This is a genomic window from candidate division KSB1 bacterium, from assembly GCA_034521575.1.
Classification (GTDB): domain Bacteria; phylum Zhuqueibacterota; class Zhuqueibacteria; order Residuimicrobiales; family Krinioviventaceae; genus JAXHMJ01.
The window spans coordinates 675,899-693,866 of the sequence record JAXHMJ010000002.1 but is presented as its reverse complement, the minus strand read 5'-3'; the positions used below and the strand labels follow the sequence as shown (position 1 = coordinate 693,866).

Annotated in this window: 12 protein-coding genes; all 12 read right to left on the bottom strand. The window is 46.2% G+C overall.

What is annotated here, in order from left to right:
- Window positions 1-24 precede the first annotated feature (24 nt).
- The 12 genes from glgB to U5R06_05910 all read right to left on the bottom strand — a co-directional run bounded on the left by glgB (window position 25) and on the right by U5R06_05910 (window position 17,933).
- Window positions 25-2,238 carry a 1,4-alpha-glucan branching protein GlgB gene (glgB, locus tag U5R06_05965; protein ID MDZ7722368.1) on the bottom strand — a complete coding sequence of 738 codons (2,214 nt, stop codon included), beginning with the start codon at window positions 2,236-2,238 and terminating at the stop codon, window positions 25-27.
- Between the two features lie 21 nt (window positions 2,239-2,259).
- Window positions 2,260-2,886, bottom strand: a complete 627-nt coding sequence (locus U5R06_05960; protein ID MDZ7722367.1) for a hypothetical protein — start codon at window positions 2,884-2,886, stop codon at window positions 2,260-2,262.
- Between the two features lie 99 nt (window positions 2,887-2,985).
- Window positions 2,986-3,363: a macro domain-containing protein gene (locus U5R06_05955; protein MDZ7722366.1), complete on the bottom strand. Its 378-nt coding sequence runs from the start codon at window positions 3,361-3,363 to the stop codon at window positions 2,986-2,988.
- 13 nt (window positions 3,364-3,376) lie between these two features.
- Window positions 3,377-3,736: a YraN family protein gene (locus U5R06_05950; protein MDZ7722365.1), complete on the bottom strand. Its 360-nt coding sequence runs from the start codon at window positions 3,734-3,736 to the stop codon at window positions 3,377-3,379.
- On the bottom strand, window positions 3,717-4,337 hold the full coding sequence (locus U5R06_05945) for a ribonuclease HII (GenBank protein ID MDZ7722364.1): 621 nt from the start codon (window positions 4,335-4,337) through the stop codon (window positions 3,717-3,719). Before U5R06_05945 ends, U5R06_05950 begins: the two co-directional genes overlap by 20 nt.
- 2 nt (window positions 4,338-4,339) lie before the next feature.
- Window positions 4,340-5,053 (bottom strand): hypothetical protein, encoded by a 714-nt coding sequence (locus U5R06_05940; protein MDZ7722363.1) that lies wholly within the window; start codon window positions 5,051-5,053, stop codon window positions 4,340-4,342.
- Between the two features lie 9 nt (window positions 5,054-5,062).
- The gene (locus U5R06_05935; protein ID MDZ7722362.1) at window positions 5,063-6,979 is read right to left on the bottom strand and encodes a FlgD immunoglobulin-like domain containing protein; all 1,917 of its coding nucleotides are present in this window, start codon (window positions 6,977-6,979) and stop codon (window positions 5,063-5,065) included.
- The gene (locus U5R06_05930) at window positions 6,936-11,630 is read right to left on the bottom strand and encodes a VCBS repeat-containing protein (GenBank protein MDZ7722361.1); all 4,695 of its coding nucleotides are present in this window, start codon (window positions 11,628-11,630) and stop codon (window positions 6,936-6,938) included. Before U5R06_05930 ends, U5R06_05935 begins: the two co-directional genes overlap by 44 nt.
- Before the next feature lie 2 nt (window positions 11,631-11,632).
- Window positions 11,633-13,480: a PEGA domain-containing protein gene (locus U5R06_05925; protein ID MDZ7722360.1), complete on the bottom strand. Its 1,848-nt coding sequence runs from the start codon at window positions 13,478-13,480 to the stop codon at window positions 11,633-11,635.
- A gap of 148 nt (window positions 13,481-13,628) precedes the next feature.
- Window positions 13,629-15,998, bottom strand: coding sequence for a DNA internalization-related competence protein ComEC/Rec2 (locus U5R06_05920; GenBank protein MDZ7722359.1), 2,370 nt, complete (start codon window positions 15,996-15,998; stop codon window positions 13,629-13,631).
- A gap of 469 nt (window positions 15,999-16,467) precedes the next feature.
- Entirely contained in the window at window positions 16,468-17,592 is a 1,125-nt protein-coding gene (locus U5R06_05915) for a peptidoglycan bridge formation glycyltransferase FemA/FemB family protein (protein MDZ7722358.1), read from the bottom strand.
- Window positions 17,593-17,648: 56 nt separating this feature from the next.
- On the bottom strand, window positions 17,649-17,933 hold the full coding sequence (locus U5R06_05910; protein MDZ7722357.1) for a hypothetical protein: 285 nt from the start codon (window positions 17,931-17,933) through the stop codon (window positions 17,649-17,651).
- Window positions 17,934-17,968: the final 35 nt, after the last annotated feature.

Sequence of the window (17,968 nt, the reverse complement as noted above, 5' to 3'; positions counted from 1 at the left end):
AGTTTAATCTCCGGCACCGTTTTTTTAATTTTCCGGTTTGAAAATAACAGTAGCCAGAGGCGGCAGATTGATGGCAATTGAATGATCGAAACCGTGCCAGGGAGTTTTCTGGCTTTGAACGGTTCCAAAGTTTCCTTTATTGCTGCCACCGTAAATGTCGGAATCTGTATTCAGGAGCTCTTTATATTTGCCGTTCACAGGCGCCCCCACACGATAGCCTTCCCGATATACAGGTGTAAAATTGCAGACGAAAATCAGTTTGTCCGCGTCACTCCCTTTTCGAATAAATGAAATGATCGAGTTTTCCCAGTCCTGAAAATCAATCCACTGAAACCCTTCCTTTTCAAAATCATGATGGTACAAAGCAGGTTCCGATGCATAAAGATGATTTAAATCCGACAACAGGGTCTGGATTTGTCTGTGACGGTCGTACTCTAGTAAATGCCAGTCAATGCTGTATTTTTCATTCCACTCTCTCCATTGGGCCAATTCCGATCCCATAAAAAGCAGCTTTTTGCCGGGATGACCGAACATAAATCCATACAGAGCTCTCAAATTGGCAAATTTTTGCCAGTCATCCCCCGGCATCTTACTCAGCAATGATTTTTTTCCATGCACCACTTCGTCATGACTCAGGACCAGCACAAAATTTTCATTAAATGCATACAGCAGTGCAAAGGTGATCATGTTGTGATGATACTTGCGGTGAACCGGATCTTTGCTGAAAAAAGTCAGAAAATCATTCATCCAGCCCATATTCCACTTGAGATTAAAACCCAGCCCGCCGAGATACGTGGGTTTTGAAACGCCGGGCCATGCCGTTGACTCTTCGGCGACTGATAATGCACCGGGAAAATATCCAAATAACAGTTCATTAATATGCTTGATCAGATCGATTGCGTCCAGATTCTCGCGACCGCCAAACTTGTTGGCTACCCAATCATCACCTTCACGGGAATAGTCAAGATAGAGCATGGAAGATACAGCATCCACACGGATGCCGTCGATATGATACTTGTCAAACCAGAACAGCGCATTGGCAATCAGGAAATTCCGGACCTCGTTTCTTCCGTAATTGAATATTAGAGTCCCCCAGTCCTTGTGTTCTCCCAATCGTGGATCCTGATGTTCATACAAAGCAGTACCGTCAAATCGGGCCAATCCATGCGCGTCTTTTGGAAAATGCGCCGGAACCCAGTCAACAATAACTCCGATGTCATTCTGATGACAGTGATCCATAAAAAATTGAAAATCTGCAGGTGCACCGTATCGTGAGCTGGGCGCAAAATACCCTGTGATTTGGTATCCCCATGATCCGTCGAACGGATGTTCTGCAACCGGCATCAATTCAATATGAGTATATCCCATTTTTTTAACATAATCGACAAGCTGCACGGCAAGGTCACGGTAATTCAAAAAGCTGTTGTCATCTTTGCGTTTCCATGAACCTAAATGTACTTCATAGATTGATATGGGTTTCCGCAGGGCATCCGTATTTCGCCGATTGTGCATCCAGTCATCATCATTCCACTCGTGCGAATCAATTTCCGCAATGATGGAGGCGGTTTTGGGACGGGTTTCGGCCTGAAAGGCAAACGGATCGGCCTTGAAGAATTCGTGATCATGCTGATCCTTGATGGCATATTTGTAAATCTGGGCGGCTTTTAATCCCGGTATAAAGAGTTCCCATACACCTGATCCGCCCAGCACACGCATCTGGTGATGCCCGGATTGCCATTGATTAAACTCACCCACCACACTCACAGCACGGGCATTCGGAGCCCACACCGCAAAATGCACGCCTTCTACATCATCGATCCGGGTAGGATGAGCGCCCATCTTTTCATAGAGCTTGTGATGATCGCCTTTGCCAAATAAATAGAGATCGGTGTCCGTGAGATATGGCAGAAAAAAATAGGAATCATGATCAAATCGTTCTTTATCATCGTACGTCAGCACGTGAAATTGGTAGTTTGGCAATTCAGCTTTTCGTGACACTATCCCTTCAAAAAACTGATCATGATGCGCCCTCACCATATCGATATGTTCTCTTGCCTCCGGTAAATAAAGGCTTACTGTTCTGGCATTCGGAAGCCATGCCCTCACCAGCCAGCATAATTCTCCATTTATTTCAATCTGATGCGGACCCAATATCTGAAACGGATCATGATGGTTTTTATGAACAATCTGTTCCACTTTCTCTTTTGTAATATTCGGTAAATCATTAACTTTTGGCATAGGTTGTCAATTCCTTGTCGTTTATTCAGTGACTGAAATCAAAACACCGACATTCAGCATAAGATCGTCAGCATCGGTTCGAAAAGTACGGTTTTCTTTTTCAATCTGTACATCGAATAGTCTCTGATAGTTGAAACCAACATCGATTAAAACCCCCAGCCCGATATCAAAGAGCAAACCACCCTGCAAACGGCCGCCATAAGTCCATTGACTGTCACGCGTGTCTGATACCGTATAGCCGTAATAGTAATACAAATCAGGATAGGTTGATACGGAGCGAAAGTTAAAAACTCCTACCATGGGAGAAATATAGGATCGTACCGTGCCTGATCCCCAATCAAATTGCACGCCTGTGGTCAGCTGAAAGGATTCATGCCGGGTTCTCTCCAAAAGACCGGGCGTGTTTTCAATCGAACTCCGTTGTTCTCCGTAAGAAAGATACAAAAGATCAGCCCGGGCGCGTAAATAATGTATATTTTCAAATTGATACAGCACTTTGGCGCCAAGTCCCTCACCGGCCGTATTGCCATAAACATGGTCTCCGGTCGGGAATGAAAAACCGACATGCGGGCCGATTTCCCATTTGGGGGCGGCGAACGATACGCAATGCACCAGTAACAGTGCAGCAATAAAAATAGTTTTTTTCATGAGCTAAACTCCAGCTGTTAATCAGTGATTTACATGTTTGAAACCCGGCATTCAGGGCATTGTTCCGGCCAAAGGAGGGATATTTTTGGCGTTCCCGGATTATTTTCCTGACAATTCCTCAACAAATGTATCATAGGCTTTCTGGTTGAACAAACAAAATATAATATGCTTTACAGAGGAACCGGATTTCAGGAATTCAATGGATTCAGAAATCATAATCTCGGCACATTTTTTCAACGGGTACCCGAATATCCCTGTGCGGATGGCCGGAAACGCAATAGACTGACCATGCTTTTTGACCCACTCTGTGCTCTGTTTCTGTACAAGCCTGCCTCCGGCCTTTGAAATTGCTTTGGCCACCCCTCCGCCATGTGCCAACTGTTCATTGGCAGCATTGACAATGGCATCAACCGATAATTTCGTAATGTCATCCTGCAGGCACTGCAGTTTTTTTCCATCTGCTAAATATTTTTCCATGCTCACCTCCCCGTCATTCAAGCCAAAAGGCGTTTTCAAAATGTTCAATCTGCATGCAACTCAAATCAACGGTAACAATATCAAAACGGCAGTCCAGTTCGTTCTCCTGCCGGCTCATATATTCATTCGCAGTTTCACCTATGCGTTCCTGTTTTCGGGCATTCACCCATTCCAGCGGATCGCCGAAGGATTTGGATTTTCGGCTTTTCACTTCTATAAAGACCAACACATCACGATCCCGGCAAATGATATCAATCTCCCCTCCTGCGCCATGATAGTTGCGTTCCTGAATGTCATAGCCTTTTCTTTCGAGATATTCTGCAGCAAGGGCTTCGCCCTGTGTTCCGGTTTTTTTAGAGTTCGATGCCGTCAAGTGCTTTTACCCTGAATGATCGTCTGTGAATCGGTGACAAACCATGTTGTTCAATGGCTTCAACATGGTGTTTTGTAGGATAACCTTTGTGCCTTGCAAATCCGTATTCCGGATACTGCCGGTCGTATTCTATCATCATACAGTCGCGTTCCACTTTGGCAATAACCGAAGCAGCTGCAATCACTCTTGATTTTAAATCTCCTTTGATGAGCGCCTCACAGGGTATCGTTGTATCCAGAACATTCCGGCCGTCAACAAGAATTTGATCCGGTATTACGCTCAAAGCGTTAACGGCCCGCTGCATGGCCAAAAGGCTGGCTTTTAATATGTTCAGCCTGTCAATTTCATCATGTTCACAAATTCCGATTCCAACGCACAACGCGCGCTCTCGGATATATTCAGCGATCTGTGTTCTCTTTTTAATAGACAATAATTTTGAATCTTTAATTCCTGGGTTTTCAAAATCATGTCTTGAAAAGATCACCGCAGAGGCTACCACCGGACCGGCCAGGGGTCCCCGACCCGCTTCATCAACCCCGGCAATATAAGCATGGCCTTTGGCCCAGAATTCAGTTTCAAATTCGAGTAAATCAGTCAGCATAATCAGGGGCGGTCCGGAGGCAACGGTAAGGATTTTTTCTCATTGTCTGAATCCGTATCTACAAATTGTGCTAAAACCAAAACGCCGGCGACTAAAATTCCAGCTCCGTAAGGCCAGTACTTTTTCAGAACAGCTGGTTTGCTTGCTTTCAGTGTTACGTTCAGAATCTCCGATTTTGACGGCTGCAGGGTTGCGGCGCCTGTAAATGCCTTCCAGCCTTGTTTAGAAACGACAATGCTGTACCTTTTACGTTCGATACCATACAGTCGATACGGAGTCACATGTTCCTCAATTTCATGCGTTTCAAGATCCAATAAAACGATTGAAGCGCTATCCGGATGACTGGTAACCAGCAATGAACCGACCGTTTCCCCCCGTACAGAATCATATCGGTCGGTCAAATCAGGTGGAAATTTGGCGGAATCAAGCACGGTGTCCGGTCTGGCCTGAGCAGCCAGACGAAGATGCATAGTGATATTTTCTACCAGATAGCCAAGGCGGTATTTTGAAAATGCAATGTAAAGATGAATCCTGAACAGATCGCTTTTTTCCAGAGTATCCCGATTCAGCACGTTCTGCAGAATTTGTATGGATTGTTCAAATTCTGCCTGGTAAAAAGCTTGTATGCCGCGATCAATTTCAATATCAGCTTCCTGCCCGGAGATCATGCCGGCTGCAGCTATCATCATTATAGTGAAAATACTTTTTTTAGACATCGAGCCTTCCTAACGGGTATAAATCATTTTACGTGTTTGGGAATACTCCTTGGTCTCCAGACGGAGAATATAGATTCCCGTACCGACCGGATTTCCAAAATCATCCAGTCCGTCCCAACTGATTTGGTGAAATCCTTTTTCCAGAAATCCTGATTTTAATCCCCTGACCCGCTGAGCCAGTAAATTGTAAACAACCAGTTTCACATCAGACGCAGACTCTAAATGAAAAGATATGACGGTTGTTGAATTAAAAGGATTCGGGTGATTCTGCAGTATTTTCCGGGGTTCAGCCGTATCCTCTGATTCTTCAGCCAAATGGTCACTGCTACTCCCGATGATTTCCAATGTACGGGGTGACATATCCCTGTTAGAGAGGAATTGATATGACGATTCCTGCGTCAAATCAATTTCAATATTAGCTTGTTGATCCTTTAAAACCAGATGCAGATCGTCCGGCAGAGGCGTGAGAGTATGGAAAAACAATTCGACACTGCACTCGGGTTTGCTGTTTTCCACATGCAAAACCCAGGTATTTTTATGCTTTGGAGCGCGTATATCCACGCCAAAACGCTCCAACACAGGTTTCCAATCCGGGTGTGGAAAAAACAGAGTGATATAATCGCCTATCACCGGAGCTTCCACATAATCGTACCGATCAAAAGCATCATTGGCATTCTCAGCTGTGCCAATGATGTTCATCGAGTCTGCAGACGCTCCGCAGACAGCTATGAGCTGTAATCCCCAATTCAGGACGCTCCCATAGGGCTTATTCAGGCTGGAACCGGCCTCAATCGGTGGTATTTTCAGGGTCATTTGTTCCGATTCGCAGTAAAGACTGTATCCCTGCCAGGGCTCCAGTGTCTTTATTTCAAATGGATAAATCCAGCGTTTATCAAATGTAAACGGTCCCCATAACAACGAGGTGTCCAGTGTACTGGCCGTTACAATATCATCCCAGGTAATGTTAAACGTGAAAGGCAAAGCGATATCATTCCAGCCCTGGTACAGCTTTATATCATACGCTTCTTTGGTTGAAATTGATTTGCCGCCAGTGACACTAAAGTTAACACTGTCGCTTAAAGTAATACTCCAATAAGCCTGAGCCGGCTCAAGTGATTGAATATCAGGGTATTCGACATATTGATTGTTCAACGGCTGCCAATATAAAAATCGCCAGGTTTCATCTTCAAAGGGACCAAAATTGTCCACCAATACAGCTTCAGCGTGATTGTTGGCCGGTTCAAACGGAATTGAAACCATCCGATATGCATCAGCTTCACTGCCGCCGATTAAGGTAAATGCAGCGGTTCGATCGCCCCCCCATTGGACATTGGGACACAGAACACTGGAGTCTAATGGGAAGAATGGGCTATAGAGCGCGTCTGAGGCTTGTATTTTGAATTCAATTCCGCGCATGCCGACAGAATCACCGGGAATGACAGCAGAATACACATCTCCCGTTGCATTCATCTCGATTTGGTTAAAGTTTTGCCAGCCTCCCTTTTTATAGTAGAGCAGCGCCTGTTCAACGAAAACATCATCTGTAATACGGGCCGACACTGAATAGTCTTCTCCCGCTTGTGTGAGAGTATCCCACTGGCTGATCTCGATTCCGGGAGCAATCAGATCGATATCGATAGAGAAACTGTCCAATTGCGTATTCCGGGCGGAATCGCCAACCATGCAGTATACAGAGTGATTTCCCGATGCTAAATCCGAAAGATCCACAGTCAACGACAGACTGTCATTGTCAACAGGAACGCGTAGAGTATCCAGGTTCGATGAGAAAAAACTCACAAAAGCCGGATTCATTTCCTGCATTTGCAAAAGAATGCTGCACCGGCTCGCCATCTCTTTTGAAAAACGGTCAATATTTAATGGATTAATCGGATAGACTGTTGTGATAACCGGAGACTGTATTATCATTTTTTATATAAATTTCCGTATACCGGGTATGATCTGTGTTTCCGACGCCGTCTTCAAGCCAGAGAAAACATCGGACTCCGTTTTCCGGTATGGTATTGAGAATGATGGAAGAATCGCCGTTGATTCTCTGCATCCCGCTGTAATCCTCAGCAGTTTCAGGAGCGGTACCATATTTGTAATAAACAGCTGAAATGCCGGAAAGATCATCCGGGTTTTTCCATGACAAAGTTAGTGAGGTATCACTAAACCATACTGTGGGATCTTGTCCGTTTATTTTAACAGATAACGGAGCATCAGGAGGTGTCGAATCTTGAAAATTGGTATCGATATGCGTGCTTGTTTCCGCTATACCGCTGAACAGTTCACGATTTCCGGTATTGTCCCAGGCGGCCGCTTCAAATTCATACGTTTTGCCGTGATCCCCGCTGAATGAAAATGACTTGATTCCGAGTCTGCTGATAATCGTGCGCCACTCTCCTGCATTCACCCGCATTCGTAAATCATATTGTCCGGACAATCCCGAGCCGTTTTCCTGATCTACACCCGGAGCGCCCTGCCAGGTTACGGAAAACGCTTTGGATAAACTCGTGTCCGGAGACTGGGCAATCGTTGCCTGCGGTGCTTCTGAATCAATACAGCATTCATGCTGCACCGTTGTACTGTTTCCCGCACTATCTGTGACTGTAAATGCAATCCTATGACAGCCCTGAGCAAGATCTAAAACCGGAATCTGCAGGTTATATTGTGCGTTCATGGATGCCAGGGTATCCATGAACGCAGATGCGGCATCGGTTCCCTCAATTGACCATTGTATCGAATCTAAATGAGCCTCACGTACCGTCAGTCTGTAATGCGCGGCTGTATTTGAATCCGGATTCAGCCATTTTTCTAAAAATACAGCATTAACAAGCCGAAGAGAATCAACCTGCGGATCAGTCGGATCATATCCCAGCCGGATATCAGCGTATTGTTCGCTGTCCGTATTACCGCTGCTGTCCTCAAGCCAGAGGTACAGGATGTTCTTTCCCGTATCCGGTATTGTCGCCGTGAATGGCGAAACAGCCGGTTCTTTTTCATCATAATCCGATGAATCGGCCGGCGGTGAGTTCCACTTTAAATAGTAATGAGATATTCCCGATTCATCCGGGGGAGTCTCCCATGATACCTTTATCTCCCGATCAGCAAACCATTGAAACAGTCCGTGGCCATTCACTTTAGTATTCAGCGGTTTTCCAGGCGGCTGATCATCAACATAATTCTCATTCACATAGGTACTGCATTCGGCCTGGCCCTTAAACAGTTCGACGTTACCGGCATTATCGATTGCACCGGCAGCAAAATAATACATATGTCCGAATTGCGCAGCATGATTGTATTTTGAATCGGTATATCGGGATCGGGCAATAGACCACTCCCCATCGTCTGTTTTCACCCATATACGGTAAACTCCGCTCAGACCGGATGTATTTTCAATGGTGTTTATGGTATCTATGGAGATGGGAATATTTTGCAGACTGGTGGTATCAGGCGCCAGCGCCATCGTATTCTGCGGTGGCGTCGAATCCAGTCCGATAAAGAACGGCTGTTCTGAACGGTTTCCGGCTTTATCTATGCAACTGAGCGTTGCGGTTAACCGCGTATCGGGTATAGTCTGCAAATCAATTGAAAAATCAATACTGTCTGTTACGGCGGGAGTCCGGGTTATAGGATCAAGAAACTCGGAAAATTCGCAGCGCAGCTGTACAGGATTCAGTTCATCATAGAACATACGCAAAACCGCTGTCGAATTGCTGTCCGGATTGAACCACAAAGCCGAGGTATCCCGACCTGCCAGCAAAAGCTTTACAGCCTGTATTACAGGTTCTGTGGCATCGTAACGCAACAGAACCGAATCCCTGCTGTTAAAATCTGCATTGCCGCTGGAATCCTGCAACCAGATATAAACATACTGTCCGTTTTCCCGGTTGGCTGAAATGTCTACACGTTGCGTTTGCGGCAGAGTGCCGGTCGTATCCCAGTCATCCAGAGGTGACGTTTCCAGTTTATACAGTGTACGTGCAATACCGCTTTCGTCCGGTGGATTTTCCCAGCCGATCTGAAATTCAGGTTGTGCCTGCCAATTTGACACTTTGCCGTCATCCACCAGCAAATTGACGGGTTGTCCGGGTGGCAGGGTGTCGCCGGGTATAGAGACGGTCACAGCATCCTGTTCACCGGCATAAGGCTGCTGATATCCCACATGATCTGAACCAACAGCCTCAAAATAGTATGTGCTTTTGTTTTCTCCGGTGAACAGCGAATCGGTTTTTTCTGTATTGTAAATCCATACCGTCCACTTACCATCATTCTGCTTGTAACGAATCCGGTAGCTGTGAATGCCGCTGCCGTTGCCATCTTTTCCTCCGCCCCAAAACACTCTGAATGTATCCGTTCGGCTGGTGTCGCTTTTAATGTCGCAGGCCGCGCCGGACGGCGGGGTAAAGTCGAGTCCCAGGGTGTCAGCAATAAAAGAGCGCTGTCCTGCTTTGTCAATCACATCGCAACGGACGGAGTACAGCCCATCAGTTTGAACCTCAGGCCAAAAGGAAAATGGACCGGTATGCAGGGTGTCGTCGAATATATAGGCAAACCGACCCACCTCGTCTCCGGTCAGCACAACAGAATCCGGATGCTCCTCCTGCAGATCAACTTGAAAACTGATTTCTGTTTCCGTATCCGCCGCATACCATTTGTCAGCATAATCCGGGTTTTGCCAGATCAACTCTGTGATGATCGGAGCTTGAGAGTCAATACTGAATGCCCGGCGCGGCGAGGGCTCGCTGATCATCAGGGAATCCTGCGCAATCACCTCCCATTCGTACACCGCGTCTCTGAGAGAGACAGGCAGCTGAAATCGCATGTCTCCGCTTGCAGCCGCCACCGGGGGAACCGGATCGAACAATTGCGGCTTCTTTGCCGCATCATATTGCAAAAGGGTTCCGTTTTCATCAAAAATATTCACAATAAAAGATAATGAATCACCATCCGCATCGTCCGGAATCTCCCAGGCAAACCGGGAAAGGGTATCCTGATGCACACTATTGGATAACGGGGCGATGAGCCGGGGTGAATCCGGAGCATGCCGTTCATCCGGACGATTAAACAAAAAAGTCATTGTGCCGGACGCATCAGCAATGCAAAAATCCATACCGTCGTTTTGATCAAAATATCCGCTTGCAGCCCGAACCGGATTCTCCAGAATTCTGTAATTCGTGGACGCCGTGTTAAAACCATTGTCGTTCCACAAAATACTAAATTGGCCCACGGAATAGCCAATCCAGCCGATATCCATATCATCATCCGCATCAAAATCAGAGGAAATCAGGGATAGTGTACCGCCGATACTGTTGTTAAACCGGGACAATCTAAACTCCGGTTTGAACGGCGTCAGTCCCGTGTCAACTCCCTGGTGTTCATAAAGAAAAAAGTCAACATTTGTAAAATCTCCCCAAAGCAGATCAGGAAGATGATCATTGTTAAAATCATGGCAAAGACTGGATTCAAAATCATAATTACCGTGTTCAATCGTATAATCCGGTTCGTTCTGATACAAAGAGTCCCGCCCGGAATTGCAAAAAATCGATATCCCGCTCCGGCTTCCGCTATGATGGGAAACCGCAAGATCAACCGTTCCGTCCAGATTAAAATCGTTTCCCAGCATGCTTTCACCCTGGGGCTGACTGTAAAAAAGGTGTGATGGACCGCTCTGATCGAATGCCCCGGAGCCGTTATTCAGATAAACATAGATGCTTTTTGAGGTCCCAGTTCGCATGAGTAAAGCGATATCAAGCGCGCCGTCTCCGTTCAAATCCTTTAAAAAAGCATCTCTGGGTTCAGCCGTGCCGGCTTTCAGTCCCGCCACGGTAACTGTTTGTTCGAGTGTAAAATTTCCCTGAGAAGAAACCGTGACAACAGAAAACCGCGGCGGTATGTCATACAGCGATTTCCCGCGGTGCAGCAGCAACAAATCAGAAATCCCGTCGGCATTCAGGTCACCCGTGATAATCGGACGCACACGGTCAGGCACGCCAAACAGAGGCCCGGCTTTAATCTGACCATAGTTATTATTCAATAACTGGATATAATGCTGATTATTCCGACTCCCCGCAATAATGATTTCATCGACACCGTCATCCTGGATATCCAGAGTGGCCAAAGAGGTCAGATTCAGATTGGAATCATAGCTCAGATTATGATAATAGGGATGGGATGCGGCGGTACGGATTGTAAAACTCCAGATAAAAAAATCAGGTGAACGATCAATATTCAAAGCGTTTAAGGATAAAACGCCCGTGATTTCATCACTAAATAGAAAAGGAGATTGCGGTGTAAAGATAAATTGTGCTGAATCTGAATTGTATTGTACGTTTCCGCTTATACGACCGGAACGCTGGCCGTAAAGCTTCAGCATATCTTCAGGGCGGTCAATAGAATCAACATCAAGAGTTGTGTGTATGATGATGGCTGTATTTTCATTCACACCGATTGTATAGGGTCGAGGTGTAACACTTTCAACAAATTCCGAGTTAACGGCCTCGCCCTGAGAGAACAAAAGCTGAAGCACACCCTGGATCAAAAAAACGACAATAATATGTAACTTTTGTTTAAACATCTCTAGTTCATAATTCGACAAGTTATTTTGACCTGCTGGTCAGGCTCGACGACAAACACCGTATCTTGAGGTACAACCTGATAGCCTTTTCTGGAAAAACGGACCCGGTGGGGCCCGGCTGAGAGCGTTGTTTTGTAAGGTGTTGTCTGTAAAGTCTGGGTATCATCTATACTTACAAAAACATACCCATGTTCCTCAGCGTTGCGTAACACAAACAGCGCATTTCCTCTTCCCACATCAGCACGGTGCACCGACAATGTATCCGGAGAATCCGCTGTAATACTCAGAACCTGCGTATATGTAAAACCGGTTTCTGAATGCAGAAATGTGATAGTATGCCGACCCGGCGTCAACTCAATCTTGATCGGCAGGTCCTGATATTCTCCCTGGTCAATTTTTGCACGCTCTGCAAAATCCGGTTGTGTAATGGTCAGACGGTGGGCCGCTCTAACCGGTGAAAGCTCCGCCCTGATGTTGGCCCCGGTATTTTGCGGCCTGATGCTGCGTTCCCAGTTTTGATAGCCGTCTTTTTTTACAGCAATTAAAAAGGTTTCTCCTCGATTCAGGTTTAGACTGACAGGCCGGCCGGGATAGCATTGCCCCACATAATTCCGGTCAATAAACACACGGGCATTTACGGGTTCAGAGTTTGCATGAGCAGAAATGGTGTACTCTACTGATTGCGGCAGCTGTTCGCCGGGTTCCGGTTCGACGGTTGCGGAAGCAGCCCGGACTTTAGGTCCGTTATCATTACCTTTTTTTTCCATTTGCAGGCTGTCCGCCCGGCCTGCAAATTCTGTTGAATCCCGGACGGCAGAATCCGGCAATATCGTTCGTTCCGGTGATCCGTCGTTCATACCGTCATCCCGGGGGGTCGTTTCGACCATTTCCTGATACGCTGCATTGAGTTGTTCGTTTTCATTGTCAAAAGTACTGATCACCCGAAGAGTAACCAATAAAATGAGCAGAATACCCATTCCGGTTAAAATAAAAGCTTTATAGTTTGACCAAACCGCTAAAAGCTGCTGAGAAAAAAAAGCCTTTACAGGTTCGACTATTCGATGTATTGTCCCTCTGGGCACAATACTGCGTTTCCTCAGGTCCGGATATACATTTTTATCCTGCTGCGGATCAAGATAATCCAGAAAAGTATTCAAGGTGGTTCGCTCCGTCGGCACCGGATGCAGCAGAGACATGGCCCAGTCCGCCAGCTGAACCGGCACATGCGTATTGATATCCTTGGGTGACGGAGGTAGTTCCTGTTTTTGACGGATCACCGTCTGAATCGATTCTGAATAAAACGGCAGTATACGGGTCAGCATATAATAGCACAACACACCAAAGGCATAGACATCGGCTTTTCTGGAATCCAGCGACCGACCCTGAACAGCTTCCGGTGGAATAAAAGGCAGAATTGAAGTATAAAGTTCCGGATACAGAGGATACAGGAAATCATAGAGATGGTGGATGCCAAACCCAAATATTTTAATCTGATCTGTATCCGGATCAATCAAAATATATTCCGGCGCCGGACATCCATGCGGAATTCCAAGAAAAATTGTGTGCTGCAGAGTGCGTGCAATTTTTACCCAGATTGAAGTGATGCGGACTCGGGGTAAAATATGCTTTTTTTCAACAAAATCTTTGAACGAGACGCCTTTAAAGTGCTCGTATTCAATGACAGGTATTCCCTCTATAATCTGAGAATCGTAAACACGCAGCATATTCCGGTGCATGATCTTTTTGCCGACATCGAACTGGTGTGTAAACTGCAGAGTGGCTTCCAGATCTGTGGAAAATGGCTCTTCCAGGACCTGGATACAGACGCGGTATCCGGTGCGTGTGTTCAACGCACTGTAAAAGGACCAAAACGGAGCGCGAATAACAAGCTCGAGATTTTTATAATAGCCAATCGTCAGAATATAACCTTGTCTTTAATTTTTCTCTACTTGGAACTCTTTTAAATATAACAAAACCGATGTGAATATGCAATAGAATTTAAAAATGAGAATCGACAATTAACCCCTGTTCCTGAATTTGAACTCGGACAGCGCCGTTTAGATCAGTTCGCAATATCTTTGTGCCCTCAATTTCAAACTGCTCGAGCCGGAATTCGGACGGCAAACCAAACCGGTTAAAGGCGCCGACAGAAACCACGCCACATTCCGCATCAACCCTCTCCCGAAATGCGTGGCTGCTTGCGGTTGCGCTTCCGTGGTGGCCTATTTTCAAAACATCGACGTCCAGTAACCGCTGATAGACTGACATCTCCTGTTCAGCGGCTATTTCGGCATCGCCGGTCAAAAGAACAGAGCCGGTTTTATATTTGCAAAGAATGACCAGGGACACATCATTTATATTCGATGTGGTATCCTGTAACATGTGTTTACCCGGGTTCAACACCAAAAGGACCGGCTTTCCGTAGCCTTTGAGGATATCCCCTCTCTCTAATCCTTTCGTCGGGATGCTATTTTCCGCTGCAAATCGTTGGTATTTGATAAATTCTTTATGTTCCGGCTGATTCGGCATCGCCAGGGTATCAATGTGAAAATGATTCAGTAAATATTCGGCCCCGCCGGTATGATCGGAATGAAAATGAGTCAGGATCAACAGGTCAATATGGTCTATGCCGCGTCGTTTTAGAAACGGGCCTACAATGGACTCTCCACAGTCATACTTTTCGCTTGAATCGCCGGCATCAACAACCACGACAGAATGATTATCGAACATGAGCACAGCTGAATCACCCTGTCCCACATCCAGAAAATCAATGGACAAGATATCCTGTTTGGAAAAATTTCGGAACCAGAGTGATAAATTGGCCAGAATCAGAACCGTACCGATGGCTGCAAACCGATAGCGCCGTTCCTGCCAAAACACCAAAAGGCCCAAAATGAGATAATAAGCGGCAATATGCCAAAGCTTTGGCTGTGCAACATCAAGGGATACAAACCAAAGTGATCCCGTTGCCTGGGTGATGATCAACAGCAGTTTGGTAAACAACCACATCACTTGTCCCAACATCCAGCCGATCGGCCAAAACAAGACAGACAGCCCTAGAGCAAGAAACGCAGTGCTGACAATAACTCCGGCCAGAGGAAGCGCGACCAAATTCATCAATAGCGCCAGTGTCGGAATGCGGTTGAAATAATAAGCAGTCAAAGGCAGGGTTGCAAATTGCGCAGATGCACTGACCAGCAGCAACCCGACCAGGTAAAACCGGATTTGACCGTTCTCGCGCGCGTTCAGCAGCCAGCCCTGGGCCAATGTTTTAAATTTCTTATAAAACAGTAAAATGCCGGTTACCGCGGCAAAGCTCAGCTGAAATCCTGCCTGAAAGAGGTGCAGAGGCTGAATTAACAGCAGGACTAATGCGGCCATTGCCATGGAATTCAAAGAATATCCGGGCCGCTGTATGACGGTACCGATCATTAATATAACCGCCATAAGCGTAGCCCGGACCACGGGCACTTTAAAGCCGGTCAGGGCTGCATAAAACACCAGACATCCGATAATCAGCACAACACGCCATGGGTTTTTGATGCGCAGCAGTTGAAACATTGCGGTCAGCATGGTCCATAAAAATCCGACATGCAGTCCGGATACCGCCAGGATATGGATAATTCCAGAGCGAGCAAACGAATTTTTCATATCAGAAGAAAGCCCGCCCCGTTCACCAATGATCAGGGCCGCTGCAAAAGCGGACATTTCTCCTCCATCCAGCTGATTGAAAAAGAATAAAGCGTAACGCCTGCATGGAATAACAATATGCGACATGACCCAGCTGGCCTGATCGCGTTCGAGAATCAGTAAATCCATGTTGTTTTTCACGGAAAAAATTGAATGGATGTGCCGCACAGCGAGATATTCCCGATAATTAAAATCCCCGGGATTGCGGTCCCGGGACGGAAGGCGCAATTTGCCTTTTGCTATGATCTCGTCACCATAACGGAGAGGTCCGGGGTCATACCAGTTCAAAAGAACCTTGCCGCTTACAGGATAACGCACTCCCTGAATCCATACGGAGTCCGCTCGCAATACGCTACGAATGGATTCATCCCGCTCGCTGACAGGTGAGACAACAGTTCCTCTAATCGCGGTCAGAACCGGTAAATCGGCCATATGAGAACAATCCGTTTTTTTAATCTGTCCCGAGCCCTGATAAATCAGAATTCCGGCAACAAACAGCAAGAGAAAAGCGCACAGAGCAAACAATCGCAGGCGGTTAAAAAAATAAAACAAAAAGACAAACATAAATAATGAAATACTTGCGCTGTACAGCAGGACTGTCGGAGTCTGAACGCAGCGGGCGAATATAATCCCGGCTATATAGGGAAGTAAAATTTTTAAAATCGGAACTTTATGCAAAAGCACCCCCTTGAGTTTTGACAACACTAGAAACCAATAGTGCCGAGGCTATTACATGAAAATTGTTTTTGAATTCAATATTCAGAACTGTTTTTATTAACAGCATTAAATGATACAATGCGGCAGTCCTAAATTCTCCCTGCTTTAATATTTGACAAGACCTGACATGAACATCTGCCGGATGCCCGGTTTATGCCTGCAGCAGCCTCTGGCTGATGGTTTTCAGAATCGCATGTATGGAATCCAGGTCCAACTTGTATTTGATACTGCAATAAATTAATTTAACTAATCCTTGTTACTGACTGCTATATTGCGTATTACGTCGGTCGCTTTAACCAGTGGATTGCTGCATGCTAAATTGTCGCTCTTGATCCACAAATAATTTTCGGCCTGGTTTTTTATCAAAAGCTCAATACAGAACGGCTTTCTGAAAATGCCCGGCCTTTTGAATCCCCGGCAATTGTAGCATTTAGCCGAGATGGTATCCCTGACTGTTCAGTTCGGATACCCGATAGGTATCATAAGCGCGTTCGTTGAGAGGATAATCCCAGCAGCCCATACGGTGAAAAACATTTCCGCCGAACCCGGTTTTAAACCGGTAAAGACCGTACAGCGGATGCGCCGGATCAGGTTTCGGTGCAATGCCGAACATGTCATAATAACGGCATCCGGTCTGTTTGGCGCGTTTGATGGCATGCCACTGCAGCGCATAGGTGGGCATGGCATTGCGGTGCAAGGACGATGAAGCGCCATAGAGGTACGTCGCACGCCGACCGGAGAACACCAGAAACATGGCAGCCAGAGGTTCATGTTCTTTTTCTGCAATGAGCAGTTCTACATTTGCCGGTGAGCGCAGCTCATCGGTTTCTGCATTCAAAACAGTTTGAAAATAGTTCAGATCGTGCAGGCAGATATGATTCCGTTGCGCGGTTTGCCGGTACAGCCGATACCACAGTTCAAGATCGCTTATTCCGCCCCGCCTGACCCGGACTCTTCGTCTGCCTGACAGCCTGATGTTATAGCGGGTTTTGGGTTTCATGTTGGCAATCAGCTCTTCTTCATCCTGTAACAGATCGATAAACACCGTATCAGGCGGCAGCACATTGGTATTCGCCTTTTTCAAATTCCAGTTCTCGGTGCCGAAATTCACACGGATTTCCTGGTTGATTCTGGAAGGCGGACCTGTCCAGATTCCGTTGGCATCAAAATACGCATGATCCTTGGCCCAGGGTGATTCCCATCGGAGGTCATAGCGCAGCAATACGCAATTGTCCGGTAAATTCGGGCGCAGCGTCTCTGACAACTCTTCCAGAAACAGCCCCTGGTTTTCATCGTCCGGATTGAGTGTCGGACCATAAGGAACGTATCCAATCACATCATTCTGGCCCGCCGACTGCAGCAGCACCAGCACATCATCGGTTACATGCCGGCTTTGGGTATCTCCAATGTAAATATCATCTGAACGGATCTGGATATCAAAAGCCTGCGAACCAATCCCCTGCTGACGTTTTACTTTGGCCCAAAACGCGGTTTGCTGCAGCACCGGCGTTTTCGATATCTTTTCAGGCCGTTTTTCATTAATATGAATTTGCATAACATGATAATTTAATAATTCTCTGCTTTTGTTTCAAGGCCTGATTCGGCGTGTTTTCAGCTGCCGGCTGTATCGAAAGACGTTTTGAACGTCTCGCCGCTCTGATCCTGCAGATGTATTCGGGTTTTCGGCAGACTTGGATAGTTTGTATGTACCTTGCGGGACTGTAAATTATCCTGTACAGAAATGTCATAGCGTTTCAGGAAATTCAGCTTGATGACGCGTACAATTCTGATGAGGAGCCAGGCAATGCTGAAAATAATTAAAATCGTGGTTAATTTGTCTAAAATATTCCATGCAATCAAATCCCCGGGTAAAATTATCTCAGCTGCCGTTTTCATCAGAATAGACAAAATCAGTACAATCCACGGCGGAA